Genomic DNA, 20,406 nt, shown 5'->3' on the forward strand with positions numbered 1-20,406 from the left:
TCACCGACCCGGAAGGATGCCGCGGCCGATGGTCTGGCCCAGGGATCGATTGACGCGCTCGACGGCCAGCGCCCGGGCCTGCGCCGGGTAGCGCATCAAGGCGGCGCGTGCGGGGCCGCCGACCTCGCGGATGAACCGGGTTTCGTCCGGCAGGCGGGACGGAACCTGCAGCTCTTTTTGGCCGAGCGCCTGAGCAACCCTCAGGTCGTTGTAGGCGCGAGTGGCGCCCTCGATACGCTTGTCGATCCGCTTGATCTTGCGCTCCAGCGTGCGCCGCTGGCGGGCCACGTCGCCGGCACGTTCCAGCTGTGGGCCGCGCCGGCTGGCGACGTAGGTCTGGCCGGCGGGTGAGGCGATCCACGCTGCCCGAACCTGTATCGCGACCTCGGCCCGCTTCATCTCCCTGCGCGCCCTAGCGATGGCGTTCAGCTCGGCGTGTTTGGCCCAGATCATCCGCGCCGGATTGCGGATCCACTGCACCAGGGCGAGCCGTTTCTGCCGCACCTTTGTGACCCGCTGTTCGGTCTGCCGAAGCTGAAGTTTCGCGGCCGCCAGGTCGGCGCGGGCCGGCTGTAGAAGTTCGCGCTCCAGACCCCGCGCGCTGTCGATCTTGGGCAGGGTGAGCGCCGCGCGTTCTTCGGCCCACCGGTCCCGCTCAGTGACCATCCGCGCGCGCATCTGCTCAGCCTCGGTCGTTAGTTTCGCCACCGGGACCGCGATCACCGGCGCCTCTCTCACCAGCCGGTCGGCGGTCGCCTGGAAGTCGGTCCGAAGCTCCTTGCGCTTGGCGTTGTGGGCGTTGGTGTCGCGGTTCTGTTGACCGCGTTCCGAGACGATGTCCTTGCGTTCCAGCGCGCTCGCCGTCGGCCCCAGATGCACCCCTGGTTCGCGATCCGAACCCTGCTCCGAGAGCGACAGGTGCGAGACCTGCGGCGCGTCCGGACCAAGGTGCCGGCGCAGGTGTTCGTTCTGGACTTCCGCCCAGGCGGCGCGCCACTCACGGACAGCTTGAGGCGACCGCCAACTCTCCGACTTTCGACCAAATCCGTCGGCATTAAGCTCCCTCGTGGTCACCAGGATATGGGCGTGGAAATTGCGCTCATCACCTTCCTTGCCGGGACGGTGCATCGCCACGTCGGCGATCATTCCGCGCGCCACCAACTGCTCGGAGACGAAGGCCTCAACCAGGGCCCGCCGCTGGGCAAAATCCAGCTCATGCGGCAGCGAAACCAACAGCTCCCTGGCGGGCACGGCGTCCTTGCGATTCTCGGCGTCCTCGGCGGCGTTCCAAAGGGTTTGCCGGTCGCCGAAAGCCGCCGGCGCATCGGCCGGCGCCATGATCGCCGTGAACTCGATGTCGCCCTTCGCTCCGAAGTCGAACTCCATCGCCAGGCGCTCGTCGATGAGCCGGTCGCCGGAGCGATAGGCAGCGGCCGCCACGGCGGAGCGCCCGGCCGACCTCTGAATGGTTTGAACCTCTAGTCGGTACTGGGCCATGCGCCCTCCCCTGGCTGCGCCGTCACCTGGGCCCCTGCCGGGATCGCTAAGGGCTGCGCCCTTGGCTCAAGGCTTCGCATCGATCGATGCGAGAAAGGGCCTTGAGGGTGTCGGGCGAGGCCTGACCGCACGGTTGGTGGGCGCAGCACATCCAACCGGTAACTGCGCCCTTGGACCGAATTTGAATTTTCGCCGCCGTAGACCAGGTCGCACTTTTGTGGAAGCATTACGCCGTTTCGTGCTTTTTCACTATTGAAAGGCCGCACCATGGCCAAGGTCGACAAGCGCCGACGGAACGCTCGTCCGTCAAAGTACAAGCCCCGCTCCCCCGCCCAGCTCGCCCGCAAACGCGAGCTCTGGGCGGCCCGGTCAAGCGACCGCGAACGGGCAAAACGGACCGATGAAGAAGCCGCCCTCCTCGAGCGGCTGGCGGAGCTGGAGTCGGCGCTGCGAGAGGCGGGCCAGGACGGAATCCATAAGCAGCGGCACGTCACCCCGCTTGAAGATATCGAGGATGACGCCAAGCGTTTCCACGTGCTGAAAGCGCGCGTCGAACGCCTTGAAGCCCTGTGGTCGATCAACAAGCGCAGACGCGAAACACGCGGCAAAATCATCATTGGCGGCGCCCTGCTGGCCGAAGCCGGAGACGCGCATTTCGCGGGCGACGACGAGCTTCTGGCGCGCCTGGTCGACATCCTCGACCGGCGTGTTGAGCGGGTGCGCGATCGCCTGACCGTGCGCGAACTCCTAGGCAATGTGCCTCTGCCCTTGCGCCCGGGCGGCGACCTGGATGAGGACGCGCAATCGGCTCTGCAGGCCGCCGGCGAGCCTCTGCCGGACTTCGACCTGATGGCCGAATCCGCCCTCGCTCGGGAAGAGGGCGACGGCCTGCTGCCGAGCGAAGTCGACCCTGATTATGCCGATCTCGACCAAGCTTGGCGTGCGGCCTGATCATGGCTCTGCTCCGGCCGCCAGGCCCGGGCCGACCACAAAGATCGAGCGGCCCGGATCGGCGACTTTTGTCGCGCGCATAGCCCCCTGCCCTGCCCCTTCCGGAGCTAGACCGGAAGCCGAGCCGGCGTCCTGCGCGGCACGATTGTCGCCGACGAAGATGGCCCCGCCGGCGGCCTGCCAGGCCACTTCGGGCGAAGTTCCACGAGGGGCGGAAGAGGGTTTGGCGGAGCGCGGCCCCCTCCCCCCGGTCGAGCGCACATCCACGTAGAAGCTATGGGCGCCGATCACGGCGGAAGGCCCTGTCCCACCGAAGTTTACGAGGCCCTCGGAGACCTCGCCGCGGGTCGCCCGGTCCGCCACGATTTGCGGGTTCTGGAAGAAGCGCGCCCCGTTGGTGAGATCAGGTAGGCGACCCTCAAGAGCGAGATTGATAATGGTCTCGATCCGCGCCCGCTGCGCGACTGTGGAGGCCGGCAGGCGACGCCAGTCGCCGCCGACCCGCATCACCGGCTCGAACTGGCCTCGGGCATTGACCACGGCCTCGACCGTGCCGCCCCATCGCCCATCCTGGACCCGGTTGAGGATCGTGTAGACGACGGCGGCCAGGCCGCTGTCGCCCTGATTACCGGCCTCGGCGAAGGCGACCCGGGTAATCGCTTCGCGCGCGTCCGAGCCGGCCACGAGGGGAGCAAGACCGCTCCGCGTCAAAGGCGGCGCCATCACCGCCGAGGGGGGCGCGGGAGGCGGGCAATTGACGCCCGCGGGCAAAGGTTGGGCGCTCTGGCCGCGCGCGAGCAGCAGGCACAATCCCGCCAGGGCAGCAGGGTCCATCAACGGTCTCCAGTGTGGGAAAGCGACAGGGTCACCGGCCGGAACACGCCGACGATTTCGGCGCGGTTCACCGGGCCGAAGTATCGGCTGTCCAAGCTGTTGGGGATGCGGTCGGAGAAGACGAACACTTCGCCGTCGTGGAGCCGGCGGCAGCCGTTCCAACGCGGCAAGACAGCGCCGCGCCGGTCCGTGTTCAGAATCGGGGCGCGCACCTGTCCATTGATCACTAACCGGCCGTCGACCGTGCAGACTTGGTCGCCGGACACGGCGGCGACGGACTTCAAAACCGGCACCCGGCGCAGGTAGTTCATATGCCCGTCCGCGTAGGGAAAAGCGGCCGCTGGCGCGGGAAAGGCGACCAGCGCGCCGACCCTCACCGGCTCGGCCTGCCGCAGATAGAGCCCCTCCGGCTCACTGGCCGTTCGGTTCCACAACAGCAGCGGACGAGCGCCCCCGGCCGTGGCCATCGACAGTGCGCTGATGAGCGCGGCCCCGCCGCCCAGGACGCAGGCCAACGGCGTCCAACGCGGGGCTGTAGGAGTGAGAAACATCAGATGGGACCGGCGCAGCCAAAACGAGCCGAAGGCTCGGCAGGGCTTGCGGCCACGATGTGGCTCATGCCCGGCGATTGTGGGCTTGGGATCGCCGCGCACCACACCTTCCGGTCATTGTAGCCGCTTGGCCATGGCAAGTTGCCCATGGGCAACCCCGGTCATCTCCAGCCTATGGTCCGCCGCCCAAAGCCCTCCAGCGGCCAACGGGCTCTTGCATGGATTTTCAACGAGATTTCATGCAAAGAGGATCGAAGGCCGGGATCGGGGCTATGACCAAGTTCGAGCAGTTCAAAGCCAAGCTTACGCCCGGGCAAACCTATCGGCGGGCGGACCTGGCCCAATGGTCGACGGCGGTTGATCGTCACCTGAAGGAGGCCGTGCAGGCCGGCGTGCTGGCCAAGCTGTCTGGCGGCCTCTACTACGCGCCCAAACTGACCGCGTTTGGGGCGGCGCCGCCGGAGGACGCGATCCTGGTGTCGACCTTCCTCAAGGGCGCACCGTTCCTGTTGGCCTCACCCAACGCCTACAATTCGCTAGGGGTCGGCACGACCCAGCTGCACAACATGACCGTGGTCTATAACCACAAGCGCCACGGCACGTTCGCGCTCGGCAGCCGCAGCTACGAGTTTCGGATGAAGCCCGCCTTCCCGAAGACGCTCTCACTTGAGTTTCTGCTGGTGGACCTGGTTAACAACCTCGATCAACTGGGCGAGGACGCCGAAGACATGCTGAAGCGCGTCAAGGCGCGCCTGGTGGCCACTGACCGAGCACGGGTAAAGAAGGCCTCGCAGTCCTACGGTTCCGAGCGGACCAAGAAGTTCTTCAACCGGACCCTTGCCGAGATCGACCCCGAGCGACAGGACAGCGAACCCACGACCCGCCCATAGCCGCCGGGAGGGTCAGTCTGATATCGGTTGGCATATCAGAATGGGTCATCGATGTAGGTTAAGACATCACCCGCTCGACAAACCCTCACCCCAATGATATCGCATTCAATATCCTATAGGTGCGTTGATGCAGAATAAGCAATCAAGGAGCCCGGCCTTGTCCGCCTTAGGTGACGTCGTGCGCCAGGCCCGGCAGGCAAAAGGCTGGAGCCAGCGCGAACTCAGCGCGCGCACCCACATGCCCCAGGCGCAGATCTCCCGCATCGAAAACGCTGACGTGGATCCTCAGGTGTCCACCCTGATCGAACTGGCCCGTGCCCTCGAGCTCGAACTGCAGCTCATCCCGAAGTCGGCCTTAACGGCGGTTGAGGCGACCGTGCGATCGACCGAGGCGCGGTCTGACGAGCGCGCGTCCCAAAACCTCATGGCTGAACTGCTGCGCGCTGCCGAGCAGGCCCATGCCATGGCGCCCGATCGCGAAGACATCGCCTCGTTGCTGTCGAGCCTGCGTGATCTTCAGCCGCTGACGCCTGCCCTGCGCGCGCGGGCCCTGATCGGCGATCTCAAGAGCGTGCAGATCCTGCTGCATGGCTTCCTGACCTATCCACCCGCCGAGCGCCCGAGCCACGCTCAGCCGATCCGCGACGCGGCGCAAAGGCTCAAGGACTTGAGAAACATGCTGGTGCATGCCCCGGCAGGCGAACGGCCGGCCTACAGCCTGGATGATGAGGACTGACGATGGCGGCGGATGCATTGGAAGTTCTGCTCGGCGACCGAAGGATCGGCCTGATCACTGCACTTGGCGGGGATCAGTCGATCTTTGCTTTCGGCGACGCCTACGCCGAGGACCTAGACCGGCCGACGCTTAGCCTGTCGTTCAAGGGGGATCGCGGCGGCCTGCTGAGGGACCACAGGCCGACCCAGACACGGCTCATGCCGTTCTTTTCCAACCTCCTGCCTGAAGGCCCGCTGCGCGACTACCTCGCCAAGCGCGCCGGCGTGAAGCCGATGCGGGAATATCCGTTGTTGGAGACCCTGGGCCTGGACCTGCCCGGCGCCATCACCGTGCGGCCGAGGGGCAGCGGCGAAATCGACGACGGCGACGCAGCCGAAGACGACCAGCCGGTCGATAGCGGCGCCGGGACACAGGAAGCGGCCTTGCGCTTCTCGCTGGCCGGCGTGCAGCTGAAATTCTCGGCTGTCCAAAAGGCTCAGGGCGGTCTGACGATTCCGGCGAGCGGCCGCGGCGGCGACTGGATCGTAAAGCTGCCGTCGATGCGGTTTCCCGCCGTGGCGGCCAATGAATTTTCAATGATGCGCCTGGCGCGCGCCATGGGCATGGATATCCCCGACGTCGAGCTCTTGCCGCTAGACCAAATCGAGGGTCTGCCCGAGGGCCTCGGCAAATTCGAGGAGGATGCCTTCGCCATCCGCCGCTTCGACCGCCCCCTCAAAGGACCCCCGGTCCACATCGAGGACTTCGCCCAGGTCTTCGGCGTCTATCCGGCGGAGAAGTACGACAAGGGCTCCTACCGCAACATCGCCAAGGTGCTCTGGTTGGAAACGGGCGAGGCCGGGGTGAGCGAGTTCATCCGCCGTCTGGTGTTCAACGCCCTGATCGGCAACGCCGACATGCACCTGAAGAACTGGTCGCTGATCTATCCGGATGGACGCACGCCCAAGCTGGCCCCGGGCTACGACTTCCTATCGACGACCCTCTACCTTCCTGATGAGAACGCGGCGTTGAAGTTCGCCCGGACGAAGAAAGTCGCCGAACTGACCCTTGGCGAGCTGATCTATATGGCCGCCAAGGCCGGCATCCCCGAAGCCTTGGCAAAGGACACGACGACGGAGGCTGTCGACCGGTTCCACCAGGTCTGGGGCCAGGAGCGCGCTCACCTGCCGATCTCCGGCAAATTGGAGACGGAGATCAATCGGCTGCTTACCGTCATCCCACTGGCTATGGGCCGCTAACGCTTCTGGCGTCAGCGTCCATACCGGCCCGGCAGGCCCCTCCCCGCTTACGCACCGACGCGCTGCCTGTGTGGCGACCACGACAGAACTGAGGGCCCAACGGGCAAAATTGCGACGGTGCAATTTCAGGCCGAGGCGGTCACTGATACCCCGATGGATCTCCGAAGTTGCCAATTGGCAACTTGCGTCTTGAGGGCTCGGAATCGCGCCGAAATCACCTTGTTGCCAATTGGCAACTTCAGGCCTTCGGACGCAGCCTTTGCAGCTCGCGCTGGAAGGCTGACTGGAAATCCGCATTGCTTGCGTCGGCATCGAGCGCCAGTTCCAGCACCACCTTCTTCGAACCCTTGCGGACCAGGGTGAAGAGGGCTGCGCCGCTGTCGCTGGAAACGACAGTGGCGCGACTGGCCGCCTTGGCGGCCGGCTTGCGGCTTGCGACCGCCTTTAGGGCGCTGATGACCTTAGGAGGCTCCAGCATCGCCTTACCCGCCGCCCTGCAGGCCGCCTGTTGAGCGGCCAGCCGCTTCGCTTCGGCCATCACCTTTGGTCGCGAGTCGTCGTCGGCGAGCAGAGGCTTGATTTCGCGCGCGTGGTTCTCACGCAGGAGGCGGATATCCCCGAAGGCTTCCACGACGTCGGTCGGGAGCTTGCCGAGGTCTAGAAAGCGCGACAGCCACGCCCTTGGGACTTCAAGACGTTCGGCCATCCGTTGGGCGACGCCGCCGTAGAAGGTCTCGACGGCGTGTCGATAGTCGAGCGCGCGCTCATAGTCGCTGATGTCCTTACGCGACCGGTTCTCGACGTCGGCCAGGCGGAAGGCCTGCTCGTCGGTGAGCTCGCGCTCCTCGATCAGATAGCGGATCTCGCGATGCTCAATATTGCGCAGGTAGCTGACCGACCAATGCCGCCGCGCGCCGCTGATGACCTCGTATTCGAAGGCCGGGTCGTCGTCGACCCGCCGCACGATCGCGGGAAATTCCTGCTCGCCCTGGGCACGCAGGCTCTCCAGCAGATCGGCGCAGGAGGCCTCGTTGAGCAAATCGTAGCGTCGATTGTGCCGGCTCCACATCCGGCAACGGGCCGGATCAACGAGCTTGAGGGTCTTTTCCTTGACGTCCCCGGACGTCACCCGCGCCAGCCCGGTCAGGCGGGTGCTCAGACGCTCCGTTGCGGGCGCGCCGCGTTCAACGGTCGGGGTTTCAGTGACCGGTGCCACCAAGCCCGCGAGGATCGAGCGGTTCTTGCCTGTTGTGGATGCCATGACCGCCCTCCCCTACCCTAGTCCAAGCCGACGAAGCTCCGACCGATGGCTCGGCCAGGCTTTGCGAATAAGCAGTTCGATCTCGCCGTTCAGGCGATCCAGATTGTTGCGGCAGCGCTCATAGGTCTTGGTCGTCGGACCGCTCAGCTCATAGACAGTGCGCAGCTGGACGTTGGCGTTGTCGATTTCGGCTGAGTCGAGCAGCGAGGCCGACAGCATGTCGGCGCCGAACACCGCTTCCATCATGTCCCGGATCTGCGTGTGGGCGCTCTTGCCCTCATCGACCTTGGTGGCGACGACGCGAAGGAAATGATAGCCGCGGGCGCCCAGATGGTTCTGCATCACCTCAAGCGTCTCGACGATCATCCGAAGGAAGTGCGCCGTCGAGGCGAAGTCGACGGTCGAGGGCGGCGTCGGGATCAGCAGCGCATTGGCGGCGCGCAGCACGGCCAGCGAAAGCATGCCCAGCGCTGGCGGCGGATCCAGTAGGACCACGTCGTAGTCCCCGGCCATACTTTCCACGCCGCGACGCAGACGGTCGAGTGCGTCCGGATTGCCGCGAAGCCGTGCCGCGGCCTCGTATTCGGCTTGGTATAACCCAAGGTTCGCAGGCACCAGATCGATGCCCGGCCAGGCGGTAGACCGCAGGGCATACTTCAGGTCCGGTTCGCCGCCGTGGCGGAAAAAGGGGAGGAGGGTCTCCTCGTCGTCGATGTCGATGTCCGGGTTGAAGCCGAAGATCGTCGTGGTGCTCGCCTGGCTGTCGCAGTCGATCACCGCCACCCGGTAGCCCTTCAGAGCCAGAAACTGGGCGATGTGGCAGGTCAGCGTGCTCTTGCCGACCCCGCCTTTGAAGTTCTGCACCGCCAGGACGATGGGCGGATCGTCGGGCCCACGCCGGGGGCGTGTGCCGAAGACGTCGCGCATGTGATTGACCTCGGACAGGCTGTAGCCTTCCCGGCGGCCGGTCGCGCTCAGGCGAGGGGCGGGGAGGCGTCCGTCGGCTTCGGCCTGCCGAATGGCTTCTGAAGTCCGCCCGACCATCTCGGCCGCCTTGGTGACCGTGAACCGCAGGTCGACGATCTTCTGCTCTCCCGGCGCAAACACCGTGGCGCGAAGGCGGGTGATGACGTCGTGCGCCCGGTCGCTGAGCGCCGACATGGCGGCAAGCAGGACGGGGCCGGAAGCGGTGCTTTCAGCTAGGGCTTGCTTCGCCATGGTCCGCCTCCTTTGCAAATATCCGACATCATGTCTGGAATTTGCCAAGTTTTCGGTCGGATACAATGAAGAAAGGGTTAACAGCGCGCCGAGCCTGAACCCTCTTGGTTCAAGGCGACGGCAAGCCAGCCTGTCCGCCACCCCCCGTTAGAAGATATCTTAGGGATAAGGTTAGACAGAGTTAGGCGCCGCAACCAAGTCGGAAAAGCCAGTCGCCACAAGGGGTTCTCAAATCGGTCGGTCACCGAAACCCCGAGGGGAGGGTCACCGATCCCCCGGCAATACGGTCATCGATCCCCCGTGGAAAAGGTCACCGATCCCCCGAGGGCGGAACCCTACGCTTTTCAAACATCGCATCGACCTGCAAGGCCCGAGCGTCCTCGCGCTCACGACGGGCCGAATCGGCGGCGAGTCGCTCGAGATCGGCCTTTATGGCGGCGCGCTCGGCGGCGTCGCGCCGCACGAAATGGATGGCCTGGGAATTGTCGGCGGTATTGACGAAGCTGAGGTCGTATTCCGGCAGATCGTTGGCGGTGACGATCCGCTTGAGCAGGTAGTTAAACTGTTTCAACGGGCTCTCGCTTCCGGTCTTGTCGTGCAGCACACTCACCCGACAGGTCCAGCCACCGGGCTGGTCGCCGGCGTGCTTGCGGGCGATGCGATAGATGGCCCGCTCGACCCCGCCGGCCAGTGCGAAGTAGTCCGGATGCAGGGTGAGCAGGGAACGATCCTTGATCACACCCTCATAGACCCAGTTGGACAGGGTCAGGCTGAGCCCCTTGGGCGCGCCGGTGACCGGATCCGATTCGAGCACCCACTCGTCGAGCCAGCCGAACTGCGCCTTGGTGTTGCGCCTCGAGCCGCGGATCGAGGTCTGGATGGTGGTGGCTTCGAGACGCTGCAGCGCCGCCTGCAGCTCCTTGTAGCCCTTGCCCCCGGTGTCGCGCTTGATCGCCTTCAACAGGTCATAGCTGGTGGTGTGCAGGGTGCGCGGCAGGTCGTTGACGCCCTGCTCGCGCATCTGGTTGATCCGCGAGGTCGCCCAGATGAGAATGTCGGCGTCCCAGATGGTGGCGATGCCGAAGGCCGGATTGGCGCTGACATGCACCCAGACCTCACCGTCGGGACTGGTGTATTCGATGGGCTTCAGCCGCTTGCGTTTGCTCAATGAGAAGAACGGCCGCTCCATCACCTCCCGCTGGTCTTTCAGCGGCAGGCTGCTCATCCGAGGGATGAAGAGATCGAACTCCTGTTGTCGAATCGCGCGCTTGGACATCTTGGGCGCCACCATGCTCATTTGTGAGGGGGAAGGGTAGGGGAGGCGGCTCTCAGAGACCGTCGAGAGCCGAAGTTGCCAATTGGCAACAAGCCCATTTGCTCACCTCCCACAGCCCTGCCTTTATGGGTCTTTGGCCTCCGGATTCCCCGGGTGTCCGAGGTCCTTCACCAGTACGGATTTGCCGGCGGACCGGCGCGTTCGGCTGGCCCTACAGGTCGTCAACATGCGTTGAATGGAACCTGCTCGCTGGGCCACCGAAGGGCCCCGCAGCGCCCAAGTTGCCAATTGGCAACAAGCGCGTCTGCCGAGCTGGGCAGCGCACAACCTACCGAGCCTTGCGGGCCCGCCCGGCGACCGGACGGGCCCTGCCGAAGGCTAGTCCTCGTCGGCCGTCTCCTGGCGATCCAGCGACTTCAGCTCGTGCTGCGGGGTAGCCACCACCACCTTGGAGAAGAAGCGCTCCTGGCCGCTCTGGTCGGTGTAGCGGTCGTGGCGGATCTCGCCTTCGACGAACACCTTGGAGCCCTTGGGAAGAGGACGGCCTTCCAGCCAGCCGACCGTGCCTTGGTTCCAGACCTCCACTTGGTGCCAGGTGGTGTAGTCCTTCCGATCGCCGTCCTTTTTGGTGTAGCGGTTGGTGGCGACCCGCAGCGTGGCGACCTTCTTGCCGCCCGAGACGGTGCGGATTTCAGCGTCGGCGCCGGTGAAGCCGATGAGTTGAACCTTGTTGAGCATCACGTTTCTCCAATCGACCGCCGGGAAGAGCCCCGGCGGCTCGCGGTCCCTGCCGCGATCACGCGACCTGCAGGGCCGGGCAAAGGGGCCGGGCCAAAGCCCGCGGGGTGTGGAAACCGGCCTGCACAGAGCGCAGCGGCGGAAGGCCGGAGGGTCCGCAACCCCGCGCCTCGCGCGCGAGGTCGGCTTTGACACGGATCCGCCCGGCCTAGGTTCGTGGGATTGATCGCGGGGGACCGCAGCCCGCCGGACGTTTGCTCGGGGTATTGGTGACCGGCCTCAACGGTGAACCGGCCTCACGCGCCAAGCATGTCTCCCAGTCACGAAGGCCAAGGCGTCGCTGCCGGCGTACACCTCCGTGGTCCAGACGGCGCTGCGGTCAGGGAATCCACGAGGAGGGCAGGGGGGTCTTGGCCCCAGGCGTTCGGCCCATGCTGGGCCCATTGAGCCAGGCGACAGTTCAGGGATCTGGCGCTATCGTGTCCGTGTGACCGAACACAACCCGCCAGATCCTGCGAACCAAGCCGACCGTCCGCCGGGGATCGTAAAGCTGGTTGCAAAGTCGCCCGCCGAAATCAGCCAGGGTGCGGGCCTAGGCCCCGTGTTGTCCCCCGAAGAGGCTCAGGCGCGCTTGGATGCCTACGCAACGCCGGCCCCAGGGTAACGACTAGCCGGATCGGTGCTGCCGGCCACGCCGACACTCAAAGCGCGTCCCAAAGCCGCCGCCCGCCGCGACGCGCATAGTCTTCGGTCAATCGATCCAGTTCGGCCGCAAGGTCAGCATCGCTGAGGCCCTGGTTTTCCAGACGCATGGTGTGGTCGATAGGGGCGAGCCGCGCTTCGGCGACGGCGCGCGCCCGGTCACGGACCATCGCGGCGAGCGGCCGGTTCGGCACGAGGACGTAGTGCAGGGTGCAGTCCAGCGCCTCGGCGGCCTTCTGCAGCCCGGCAAGGGTCAGGGTGCCCGCGACCTCGCCCTGCTCGAGCGCGACCACGGTCGAATGGCTCTTGCCCAGGCGCGCGCCGAACTGCCGGACAGTCAGGCCAAGGGCGTCGCGGATGGCGCGCACCCAGCCGCGCGGCGGGCGCGGTGACAGGGCCGCCAGGTCAAGGGCGGCAAACCGTTGGTCCAGGCGCCGGCGCGCGACGGCGGCGAGTTCAGTTCGGTTGGACATGATCAACCATCTCTATCCTCTATGGTCATATATAGTCGACCAGTACGTAAGGAAATGGATGATTGCAAACAACCACGCGGCGCCGGAGCGCCGCGTGGCCGCCGTCAATGGCGGGTCTTTAGATTGTCGTGCAGCAGGGTGTGGAAGTGGGCGATGGCCGCGGCCTCAAGCTCGAACGGCGTGGCGCTGCGCTCTTCCTGACGGTCCAGCTCCTCGGCGATCGCCAAGACGTCCCAGCACTCGGCGACCACGTACCAGCTGCCGGTGTCATAGAAGTCGTGGGCGTGTTGGAAAACCGCTTGCGCCATCGCCATCGTCGTCATTGTCGTCTCCCGCTTTGCTGCCGGATCGGCGGGCTCGTTCCCGCGATCTCGCGACCGGGAAGGGCGGGGAATAGGGCAGGGGACAGGGTCGGGGCCGATGGAAACCGGCCTGCAGCGCAGCGAAGGCCGTGAGGGTCCGTCGGCCCCGCCTCGCCTTGGCGAGGTCGCCTTGGCCCCTAACCGGCCCGCCCTAGGGTCGTGAGCTGGATCGCGGACGAGCCCGCTTCGGCGGCGCCGATCTGGGAGACGACTGTCGATGAAGCGTCTGGGAACACCGACACCCCTGGCGGCGGCCAACGTCAGACTTTTACGAAGCGCAAACCGACCTTCGCCTCCGAGCGTTGAGAACAGGCGTGCAGCGATGAGCGATATTCAGACCTTGGTTGCGAGACTCCAGTCGCTCGATCCCCATACCGATCCTGAGCTATGCAAGGCTTGCATGTTGGAGGCTGCCGAGGCCCTGGCGCGTGGCTCTACCGATCTGACAATCGGCCGCTTGGCGCGCGACGGCGCCCCAGAGACCCTTTCGCTCGGCGGAGTATGGTTTGATCGCCGCGAGACGACGGAAGCGCTGACCGTCCTGCTCGCCGAGGCGAGACAGTGGGGCGACTAGGCAGTCTCGGGCCCATGGTTCTTCCCGCTCGGGAAGTATTCGAAGATTTGTGAGCTCTAAACGCTCGTTTCTTCCCGAGCGGGAAGGCCGGCACGAACGGGATCTGCCCGCTCAGAATGTTGGCACGAAGCTTCCAGCTTCCCGCTCGGGAAGATTTGCCTTGCGCGCCGCCCAAAATTGCGAATATCATCCCGCTCGGGAAGATTGAAATGATCGCCACGGCAAAAGACTTCGGGACCACCCTCACGCGAGCGCGCAAGGCGTTAGGGCTCACCCAACGTGAACTCGCCCTGTCGATCGGCGTGGGCGAGNCCAGGATGCCGACCACGTTCTGGATGTCGGCGATCTCCATCGGTCCCTTGCGCACCTCGAACAGCGGATTCCAGCGCACCGTGTTGGGGTCGGTCGGGGCGAAGTAGAAGACGTGGCTGAACGTTTTCCGGTGATCGGCGGTGATGTGCCAAAGCTCGCCCTTGCGGTCATAGACGAAGGCGCTCTCCGGCCAGGCCACCAGTGTCGGGACGACATGGCCGGCCCCCTTCCCGCTCCGCGAGGCGCCGACGATGATCGCGTGCTCCGGGCCGCCATAGGTCAGGTAGCGGCCCTTGAACCGCCCCAGCACACGGCCCCGGATCTGCCCGCCTTGCCCGAAGAGTTTGGCGCGCGCGACGTCCGCCAGATCCGCCCAGGCGTCGCGACCAAAAGCCTTGGGCGCTCGCGCCGAACCGCGCGTCGCCAGCGCCACCAAAAGGATCGGCGCCAGGGCGACGGCGAGGCCCCCCAGGCCCGCCCCGTCGAACAGCCGCGGATAGCGCGGCTGCAGGGCCAGATACCACTCCACGAAGGCCCACGGCCGATAGAGGCGCACGGGACCGACATCGGCCCAACCCGACCCCAAGGCGGCGGCATAGTGCAGGCCATGCGCCGCCTGCTGGGTCGCCCAACTTAGGCCCAGCACGATCGCCAGGAGCGCGATCGGCAGCACCAGTGCGAGGCGTTGAGATGTGCTCATGCGGACCTCACCGACCCGGAAGGATGCCGCGGCCGATGGTCTGGCCCAGGGATCGATTGACGCGCTCGACGGCCAGCGCCCGGGCCTGCGCCGGGTAGCGCATNGGCGGGTCTTTAGATTGTCGTGCAGCAGGGTGTGGAAGTGGGCGATGGCCGCGGCCTCAAGCTCGAACGGCGTGGCGCTGCGCTCTTCCTGACGGTCCAGCTCCTCGGCGATCGCCAAGACGTCCCAGCACTCGGCGACCACGTACCAGCTGCCGGTGTCATAGAAGTCGTGGGCGTGTTGGAAAACCGCTTGCGCCATCGCCATCGTCGTCATTGTCGTCTCCCGCTTTGCTGCCGGATCGGCGGGCTCGTTCCCGCGATCTCGCGACCGGGAAGGGCGGGGAATAGGGCAGGGGACAGGGTCGGGGCCGATGGAAACCGGCCTGCAGCGCAGCGAAGGCCGTGAGGGTCCGTCGGCCCCGCCTCGCCTTGGCGAGGTCGCCTTGGCCCCTAACCGGCCCGCCCTAGGGTCGTGAGCTGGATCGCGGACGAGCCCGCTTCGGCGGCGCCGATCTGGGAGACGACTGTCGATGAAGCGTCTGGGAACACCGACACCCCTGGCGGCGGCCAACGTCAGACTTTTACGAAGCGCAAACCGACCTTCGCCTCCGAGCGTTGAGAACAGGCGTGCAGCGATGAGCGATATTCAGACCTTGGTTGCGAGACTCCAGTCGCTCGATCCCCATACCGATCCTGAGCTATGCAAGGCTTGCATGTTGGAGGCTGCCGAGGCCCTGGCGCGTGGCTCTACCGATCTGACAATCGGCCGCTTGGCGCGCGACGGCGCCCCAGAGACCCTTTCGCTCGGCGGAGTATGGTTTGATCGCCGCGAGACGACGGAAGCGCTGACCGTCCTGCTCGCCGAGGCGAGACAGTGGGGCGACTAGGCAGTCTCGGGCCCATGGTTCTTCCCGCTCGGGAAGTATTCGAAGATTTGTGAGCTCTAAACGCTCGTTTCTTCCCGAGCGGGAAGGCCGGCACGAACGGGATCTGCCCGCTCAGAATGTTGGCACGAAGCTTCCAGCTTCCCGCTCGGGAAGATTTGCCTTGCGCGCCGCCCAAAATTGCGAATATCATCCCGCTCGGGAAGATTGAAATGATCGCCACGGCAAAAGACTTCGGGACCACCCTCACGCGAGCGCGCAAGGCGTTAGGGCTCACCCAACGTGAACTCGCCCTGTCGATCGGCGTGGGCGAGCGCTTCATCGTCGAGCTCGAAGCCGGCAAGGCCACGGCTCAACTGGGAAAGGCGCTCGCCGCCGCCAAGGCCGCTGGCATGCACCTTACGGACTCGGCTGAATTCTAACGGAGGCACGCGCCATGGGCCTGCCCATCTATGCCGCCGACCAGCTTGTCGCCCAGATCGAGGCCGGCCCGGACGGTCCTTGGCTACAGTACGAGACGGCCTGGACCAGCGGGCGCGACAGCTTCCCGATCTCCCTGACCATGCCCATGGCCGAACCCAGGCATGGGCCGCAGGTCACCGTGCCCTGGTTGATGAACCTGCTGCCCGAAGGTGAGCCGTTGCGCGTGGTCACGCGCGCCCTTGGCATCGCCCAGGAAGACATCCTCGGTCTGATCGCCAATCTCGGCCGTGACCTGGCGGGCGCGCTCACCACGGGCGAGCCGCGGCGCGGCGATGCGCCGGCCTTGACGCCTTTGCCCGCCGACGCCCTGGAGCGGATCATCGAGGAGCTGCCGGCGCGGCCCTTCCTCGTTGGCGAAGAGGGCGTGTCGATGAGCCTTGCCGGCGCCCAGGAGAAGTTGCCCCTGGCGATGGTCGATGATGGCCTGGCCATTCCGGTCAATGGCGCGGCCTCGACCCACATTCTCAAGCCCGACAACCCGCGCCTGCCCGGCAGCGTCCAGAACGAAGCCCTGTGCATGGTGCTCGCCCGCCGCTGTGGCCTGGCGGTCGCACCGGTAACAACCGGGCGCGCCGGGGCCAGATCCTACCTGCTCGTCGAACGCTATGACCGCGCGGCTTCGGACGCCGGCGTTCGGCGCCTGCACCAGGAGGACTTCTGCCAGGCCTTGGGCAAGCCGCCGGCCGCCAAGTATCAGCACAACCATTCAGGGGTGAGGGGTCCATCGACCGCCGACATGTTTGGCCTTGTGCGCGAGCACATGACGGCGCGCGAAATCAACCAGCTGCTCGATGCGGTGATCTTCAACATCGCCATCGGCAACGTCGATTCCCACGCCAAGAACTACTCGGTGCTCTTGCAACCGCGACGCAGCGTGCTTGCGCCGCTCTATGACCTGATGACGGGCCTGACCTGGCCCAACATCACCCTCAACCACGCCCAGGACATCGGCGGCCAGCAGCGCGGCCGGCATATCTACGGCCGCCACTGGCGCCGCATGGCTGAGGCCGCAGGCCTGGCCGGGCCAGCCACCCTGCGCCGCGTGCAACAGCTGGCGGGCCGCATCGCGGCCGAGACGCAGCAAGCGGCCGCCGAGGTGGCGGCCATGCCGGCCGGCGGCCAGGGCGCCGAGGCCTTCGCCGCCGCTATCGCCGAACGCGCCTTGCTCGTGCAGGCCCATGCCGCCGAAGAGGGCGATCCCGGCGCCGACCCGGCGCCGGAAGCCGCCGAAGGCTCGAGCGCGTATCCGGGATAGATCCCGGCGCTAGAAAGGCATCCTTGCCCCCGTCCGCCCTAGGCCCGGGCGACAGGCACCTCGTCCAGGCGCGTCGTATAGCGCGGCGTCCGCCACTCGGCTTTCTGCGTCCAGCGCGTCCGGCCCGTGGTCGCCCCGATCACCACGCTGCCACGCCCAAACCGGCGGTTCGACGCGTCCAGCGCCGCCATCAGCCGCTCTGATCGCGCCGGATCCGTCGGCGCCAGCAGGGTTGCCTGCACCTGACCTGCGGGAACCAGGCCCTCGCAGAGGACGCCGGCCTTGCTGTAGCGATACCCGTCCCGCCAGGCCTGGCGCGCCGCCTGCCGCGCGCCGGCGACGAGCTCGGTGCTGTCGGCCGTGGCTTCCAGGAAGGTGACGGGGTGACTACACGAAAGTGACGTATCTGCACGGAAAGGGCGAACGGATAGCGAACGTCACGCGGCAAGTAGGGAGTTGACGGCGCGCAGCGGTCGCAAGGCGTCCGGATCGGGTTGATCTTCAACATTCCAGCTATAGTCACCGGTCAGCGAGATATGCTCCCAGCCCAATGGCGCGATGTGGCGTGCGATTTCGTCGGCTGTGCCGATGTCCGCCAGCGCCATTTCGAGATAGCGAGTGTTCCACAAGATGATGGCGGCGACGAGCAGGTTGAGGCCGGAGGCGCGATAGGTCTGGTTCTCGAACCGACGATCGCGCAGTTCGCCGAGCTGGTTGAAGAAGAGCGCGCGGGCGAGCGCGTTGCGGGCTTCGCCTTTGTTGAGGCCCGCCTGGGTGCGCCGGCGCAGGTCGATGTCGCGCAGCCAGTCGAGCATGAAAATGGAGCGTTCGAGGCGGCCCAGCTCGCGTAGTGCGAGGGCCAGTCCGTTCTGTCGCGGATAGGCGGACAAGCGGCGCAGCATTGCCGAAGCAGTGACGGTGCCGGTGCGGATCGACGTGGCGAACCGCAGCAGTTCGTCCCAATGCGCCGCGACATGACCCAATGCGATCGGTTCGGCCGTCATGCCGGCAAGCAAGGGGCCGGATTCTTGGCCGGGAAGGAGGTGTAAACGACGCTCCTTGATGTCGCGCAGGCGCGGCGCGAAGCGGTAGCCGAAGAAGGGCATGAGGCCGAACACATGGTCCGATGCCCCGCCCGTATCGGTGTAGTGCTCCTCGATCGTCAGGCCGGTCTGGTGATACAGCAAGCCATCCAGCACATAGGGCGCTTCGCCAGCGGTCGCCGCGATCACCCGACTTGCGAAGGGGTCATATCGATCCGAGACATGGGTGTAGAAGGCAACGCCTGGTTCGTTGCCGCTGCGCGCGTTGATGTCGCCGATCGCGGCCCCACGGCCCCCGGCATGAAATTGCTGTCCGTCGCTCGACGAAGTGGTGCCGTCTCCCCACAGCGCGGCGAGCGGCATGGCGCGATGGGCGTCGATCAGCCTTCCCAACGCTTCGCCATAGGCGGCTTCGCTGATGTGCCAGTCGTGAAGATGGGCGAGCTGACGCAGACTTGCGCCCCGGCAGGTTTCCGCCATGCGTGTGAGGCCGAGATTGATGCCATCGGCGAGGATGACCGTGAGCAGCGCATTGCGATCGTCGGCTTCCCGGCCCGAACGACGATGGATGAAGCATTCGCTGAACCCGGTCCAGGCATCGACCTCCAGCAGAAGATCGGTGATCTTCACGCGCGGCAGTCGATCATAGGCGGCGCGACGGGCAATCTCGGTGGCGGGCGGTGTTGCCGCCTTCAGCGGCGAGATGATGAGACCGTTTTCGTCAAGCTTAACCTGGGGCAGCTCCCCTTGCCGTGCAAGGACCGTTACCTGCTCGATCGCCGTGTCGAGCCTGGTGCGCCGTTCCTCGATATGGCGCTCGAAATCCGTTTCGATGGCGAGCGGCAACGGCCCCTTCTCGCGCAGCGCCGCAAAGGTCGCCGGCGGTATGAGATAGCTGTCGAAATCGCGAAACTGCCGGCTTCCCGCGACCCATATATCCCCGGCTCGCAACCGCTCGCGTAGTTGCGACAAGGCGCATAGTTCATAAGCGGCACGATCAACGATGCCATCCCGCAGGACGAACGGGCGCCATGCGGGCGGCACAAAGCGTAGCGGCACGCGATCAGGCAAGCGCCGTTTGCCGGTCCGATATAGCTCCGCGATGATGGCCAGCGCTGACAGGAGCCCCTGAACCGCGCCGGCGCCGCGAAACTCGAAGGCGTTGAGAAAAGCGCCGACAAAGAGCTTCACCGTCCGATGCCGCTCGATCAATTCGGCGGTGCGATCGACGGTTTCCGGTCGCCCGAGCACTTCGGCCTGCTCGACGGCCACGGCGAAGTGCTGCCAGTCCAGCGCCTCGATCTGCGCCAGAGAATCCACGCCCTTGCTGCGCGCGTCGATGAGGAGGCGGCAAGACCCCGTGAGCGTCCGGAGGTGGCCTTGCAACTCGCGCACCGTCTTGAGGGCTTTGTCGCGGGTCCGGTTCTCGGCGCGGCGCGCCATGCTGCCCAACAGCTTGTCGAACATCGTCAGGGTGGCGTCGGTCAGGCTTTCCTCAAGCCGGATGCCGGTTGCCGCCAGCGTCGCATGGCGGCGCAGGGCATTGAGTTCGCCAAGGTGCTGGGGTGTGATGCGGCTGCCTTCGTCCGCCAGCCTGTCAAAAGTCAAAGCCGGGATCATGTCGGCACGGGCGCGATCGAGGCCCAGCGCGCGGATATAGGCGAGCCGTTCGATCAGGCGCAGGATGTTGCGCGCTGCCGGCGATTGTGGCGCATTGCGCATCCAGGATAGCCATGTCGCGACCTGCCCCGGTCGTCGGGCCAGCAAATCGTCCAGGCCCTGAAGGGTGTCAGGCAGCAGGCCATTCGTGAGCACTTCATAGGTAAGCTGTTCGGCTTGCAGGCGCGCCCGCCGCAGCACCGCTTCGAGAATCGACGGAGAAGGCAGGAGGATCTGCAGGCGCCGGAGTTCATCGACGATGACGTCTGCCATCTGGCCGGGGTGTATGATGGTCTGCGCGATTGGGACCGAGAAGGCGACAACTTCACGGAAAGCGTTGCGGTCAAAAATCCTGAACCCGTGCGATCGTCGGATTTCGACGAGATGCTCGCGACGGGTCTGGTCCCGATGGGCATAATCCGCGAAGGCTGCCGGCGCGACGCCGAGTTGCTGCGCCACATAGGCGAGCACAGGAGCGGGCGGGACTTCGCCCGCTTCCAGCGCACGGCCAGGCCATCTCATATATAGCATGAGCATCGCATAGCCGAGCCGGGTGGCATCGCCGCGACGGCGGCCGACAATTTCCAGGTCGTCGCTGGTCAGCGTATAATGACGCGCGATCTCGCGCTCATCGAGCGGCGCGCCATAATGCCTCGCCCAGATTTCCAGGCTCACCAGTCGCCGTCTCGCCAAGCATCATCTCCTTCGCTTTGCGTGTCCGTCAG

The 20,406-nt window shown here is 65.9% G+C and carries 19 protein-coding genes and 1 pseudogene; 7 read left to right on the forward strand and 13 right to left on the reverse strand.

Going from position 1 to position 20,406, the window contains the following annotated elements; all coding sequences use genetic code 11:
- Window positions 1-1,497: a MobQ family relaxase gene (mobQ, locus tag BN1313_RS15865; protein ID WP_091743287.1), complete on the reverse strand. Its 1,497-nt coding sequence runs from the start codon at window positions 1,495-1,497 to the stop codon at window positions 1-3.
- A 267-nt stretch (window positions 1,498-1,764) separates the two neighbouring features.
- Between mobQ and BN1313_RS15870 the strand changes: the two genes are divergently transcribed.
- Entirely contained in the window at window positions 1,765-2,448 is a 684-nt protein-coding gene (locus BN1313_RS15870) for a hypothetical protein (RefSeq protein WP_091743314.1), read from the forward strand.
- Here the strand turns inward: BN1313_RS15870 and BN1313_RS15875 are convergent, their stop codons facing one another.
- A complete protein-coding gene (locus BN1313_RS15875) occupies window positions 2,449-3,282 on the reverse strand; it encodes a cell wall hydrolase (protein ID WP_091743288.1) in 834 nt (277 codons plus the stop codon).
- Window positions 3,282-3,833: a S26 family signal peptidase gene (locus tag BN1313_RS15880; RefSeq protein ID WP_091743315.1), complete on the reverse strand. Its 552-nt coding sequence runs from the start codon at window positions 3,831-3,833 to the stop codon at window positions 3,282-3,284. Before BN1313_RS15880 ends, BN1313_RS15875 begins: the two co-directional genes overlap by 1 nt.
- 272 nt (window positions 3,834-4,105) lie before the next feature.
- Here BN1313_RS15880 and BN1313_RS15885 point away from each other — a divergent pair, with 272 nt between their 5' ends.
- The 3 genes from BN1313_RS15885 to BN1313_RS15895 all read left to right on the forward strand — a co-directional run bounded on the left by BN1313_RS15885 (window position 4,106) and on the right by BN1313_RS15895 (window position 6,697).
- Complete coding sequence (locus tag BN1313_RS15885; RefSeq protein WP_091743289.1) at window positions 4,106-4,723, forward strand: hypothetical protein; 618 nt, start codon at window positions 4,106-4,108, stop codon at window positions 4,721-4,723.
- A 157-nt stretch (window positions 4,724-4,880) separates the two neighbouring features.
- Window positions 4,881-5,459, forward strand: a complete 579-nt coding sequence (locus tag BN1313_RS15890; RefSeq protein ID WP_176696071.1) for a helix-turn-helix domain-containing protein — start codon at window positions 4,881-4,883, stop codon at window positions 5,457-5,459.
- A 2-nt stretch (window positions 5,460-5,461) separates the two neighbouring features.
- Window positions 5,462-6,697: a type II toxin-antitoxin system HipA family toxin gene (locus tag BN1313_RS15895; protein ID WP_091743291.1), complete on the forward strand. Its 1,236-nt coding sequence runs from the start codon at window positions 5,462-5,464 to the stop codon at window positions 6,695-6,697.
- Between the two features lie 238 nt (window positions 6,698-6,935).
- Here BN1313_RS15895 and BN1313_RS15900 read toward each other — a convergent pair whose 3' ends face one another.
- The 7 genes from BN1313_RS15900 to BN1313_RS15930 form a co-directional block, all read right to left on the reverse strand.
- Complete coding sequence (locus BN1313_RS15900) at window positions 6,936-7,958, reverse strand: ParB/RepB/Spo0J family partition protein (protein ID WP_091743292.1); 1,023 nt, start codon at window positions 7,956-7,958, stop codon at window positions 6,936-6,938.
- A gap of 12 nt (window positions 7,959-7,970) precedes the next feature.
- Window positions 7,971-9,176 carry an AAA family ATPase gene (locus BN1313_RS15905; protein ID WP_091743293.1) on the reverse strand — a complete coding sequence of 402 codons (1,206 nt, stop codon included), beginning with the start codon at window positions 9,174-9,176 and terminating at the stop codon, window positions 7,971-7,973.
- A gap of 310 nt (window positions 9,177-9,486) precedes the next feature.
- Window positions 9,487-10,452 (reverse strand): replication initiator protein A, encoded by a 966-nt coding sequence (locus BN1313_RS15910; RefSeq protein WP_091743316.1) that lies wholly within the window; start codon window positions 10,450-10,452, stop codon window positions 9,487-9,489.
- 378 nt (window positions 10,453-10,830) lie between these two features.
- Entirely contained in the window at window positions 10,831-11,190 is a 360-nt protein-coding gene (locus tag BN1313_RS15915; RefSeq protein WP_091743294.1) for a single-stranded DNA-binding protein, read from the reverse strand.
- A gap of 701 nt (window positions 11,191-11,891) precedes the next feature.
- Window positions 11,892-12,365 (reverse strand): mobile mystery protein A, encoded by a 474-nt coding sequence (locus BN1313_RS15920; RefSeq protein ID WP_091743317.1) that lies wholly within the window; start codon window positions 12,363-12,365, stop codon window positions 11,892-11,894.
- 104 nt (window positions 12,366-12,469) lie between these two features.
- Window positions 12,470-12,688, reverse strand: a complete 219-nt coding sequence (locus BN1313_RS15925; RefSeq protein WP_091743295.1) for a hypothetical protein — start codon at window positions 12,686-12,688, stop codon at window positions 12,470-12,472.
- Between the two features lie 473 nt (window positions 12,689-13,161).
- Entirely contained in the window at window positions 13,162-14,631 is a 1,470-nt protein-coding gene (locus BN1313_RS15930; protein WP_245620260.1) for a type IV secretory system conjugative DNA transfer family protein, read from the reverse strand.
- A gap of 361 nt (window positions 14,632-14,992) precedes the next feature.
- On the opposite strand from BN1313_RS15930, the gene BN1313_RS15935 reads away from it, so the two are divergent.
- From BN1313_RS15935 to BN1313_RS15945, 3 genes are all read left to right on the forward strand, one after another.
- Window positions 14,993-15,244, forward strand: coding sequence for a hypothetical protein (locus BN1313_RS15935; protein ID WP_091743296.1), 252 nt, complete (start codon window positions 14,993-14,995; stop codon window positions 15,242-15,244).
- Between the two features lie 209 nt (window positions 15,245-15,453).
- Window positions 15,454-15,663, forward strand: coding sequence for a helix-turn-helix domain-containing protein (locus BN1313_RS15940; RefSeq protein ID WP_091743297.1), 210 nt, complete (start codon window positions 15,454-15,456; stop codon window positions 15,661-15,663).
- Window positions 15,664-15,677: 14 nt separating this feature from the next.
- Entirely contained in the window at window positions 15,678-16,979 is a 1,302-nt protein-coding gene (locus BN1313_RS15945; RefSeq protein WP_091743298.1) for a type II toxin-antitoxin system HipA family toxin, read from the forward strand.
- Between the two features lie 38 nt (window positions 16,980-17,017).
- On the opposite strand, the gene BN1313_RS15950 is transcribed toward BN1313_RS15945, so the two are convergent.
- The 3 genes and pseudogenes from BN1313_RS15950 to BN1313_RS15955 form a co-directional block, all read right to left on the reverse strand.
- Window positions 17,018-17,170: a DUF4113 domain-containing protein gene (locus BN1313_RS15950; RefSeq protein WP_342666790.1), complete on the reverse strand. Its 153-nt coding sequence runs from the start codon at window positions 17,168-17,170 to the stop codon at window positions 17,018-17,020.
- Window positions 17,171-17,218: 48 nt separating this feature from the next.
- A pseudogene (locus tag BN1313_RS17050) lies at window positions 17,219-17,386 on the reverse strand (DinB/UmuC family translesion DNA polymerase); the annotation flags it as partial.
- Window positions 17,387-17,416: 30 nt separating this feature from the next.
- Complete coding sequence (locus BN1313_RS15955) at window positions 17,417-20,374, reverse strand: Tn3 family transposase (protein ID WP_091743300.1); 2,958 nt, start codon at window positions 20,372-20,374, stop codon at window positions 17,417-17,419.
- Window positions 20,375-20,406 lie beyond the last annotated feature (32 nt).

Source organism: Phenylobacterium immobile (ATCC 35973) (assembly GCF_001375595.1).
In the GTDB taxonomy this organism is placed as follows: Bacteria; Pseudomonadota; Alphaproteobacteria; order Caulobacterales; family Caulobacteraceae; genus Phenylobacterium; species Phenylobacterium immobile.

What these genes read in the sequence shown, in the direction of transcription:
- BN1313_RS15875 (WP_091743288.1), bottom strand. Translation starts at nt 3,282, where the DNA reads ATGGACCCTGCTGCCCTGGCGGGATTGTGCCTGCTGCTCGCGCGCGGC.
- BN1313_RS15945 (WP_091743298.1), top strand. Translation starts at nt 15,678, where the DNA reads ATGGGCCTGCCCATCTATGCCGCCGACCAGCTTGTCGCCCAGATCGAG.
- BN1313_RS15895 (WP_091743291.1), top strand. Translation starts at nt 5,462, where the DNA reads ATGGCGGCGGATGCATTGGAAGTTCTGCTCGGCGACCGAAGGATCGGC.
- BN1313_RS15915 (WP_091743294.1), bottom strand. Translation starts at nt 11,190, where the DNA reads ATGCTCAACAAGGTTCAACTCATCGGCTTCACCGGCGCCGACGCTGAA.
- BN1313_RS15920 (WP_091743317.1), bottom strand. Translation starts at nt 12,365, where the DNA reads ATGTCCAACCGAACTGAACTCGCCGCCGTCGCGCGCCGGCGCCTGGAC.
- BN1313_RS15880 (WP_091743315.1), bottom strand. Translation starts at nt 3,833, where the DNA reads ATGTTTCTCACTCCTACAGCCCCGCGTTGGACGCCGTTGGCCTGCGTC.
- BN1313_RS15940 (WP_091743297.1), top strand. Translation starts at nt 15,454, where the DNA reads ATGATCGCCACGGCAAAAGACTTCGGGACCACCCTCACGCGAGCGCGC.
- BN1313_RS15885 (WP_091743289.1), top strand. Translation starts at nt 4,106, where the DNA reads ATGACCAAGTTCGAGCAGTTCAAAGCCAAGCTTACGCCCGGGCAAACC.
- BN1313_RS15905 (WP_091743293.1), bottom strand. Translation starts at nt 9,176, where the DNA reads ATGGCGAAGCAAGCCCTAGCTGAAAGCACCGCTTCCGGCCCCGTCCTG.
- BN1313_RS15950 (WP_342666790.1), bottom strand. Translation starts at nt 17,170, where the DNA reads ATGGCGGCGCTGGACGCGTCGAACCGCCGGTTTGGGCGTGGCAGCGTG.
- BN1313_RS15935 (WP_091743296.1), top strand. Translation starts at nt 14,993, where the DNA reads ATGAGCGATATTCAGACCTTGGTTGCGAGACTCCAGTCGCTCGATCCC.
- BN1313_RS15925 (WP_091743295.1), bottom strand. Translation starts at nt 12,688, where the DNA reads ATGACGACGATGGCGATGGCGCAAGCGGTTTTCCAACACGCCCACGAC.
- BN1313_RS15910 (WP_091743316.1), bottom strand. Translation starts at nt 10,452, where the DNA reads ATGTCCAAGCGCGCGATTCGACAACAGGAGTTCGATCTCTTCATCCCT.
- mobQ (WP_091743287.1), bottom strand. Translation starts at nt 1,497, where the DNA reads ATGGCCCAGTACCGACTAGAGGTTCAAACCATTCAGAGGTCGGCCGGG.
- BN1313_RS15900 (WP_091743292.1), bottom strand. Translation starts at nt 7,958, where the DNA reads ATGGCATCCACAACAGGCAAGAACCGCTCGATCCTCGCGGGCTTGGTG.
- BN1313_RS15870 (WP_091743314.1), top strand. Translation starts at nt 1,765, where the DNA reads ATGGCCAAGGTCGACAAGCGCCGACGGAACGCTCGTCCGTCAAAGTAC.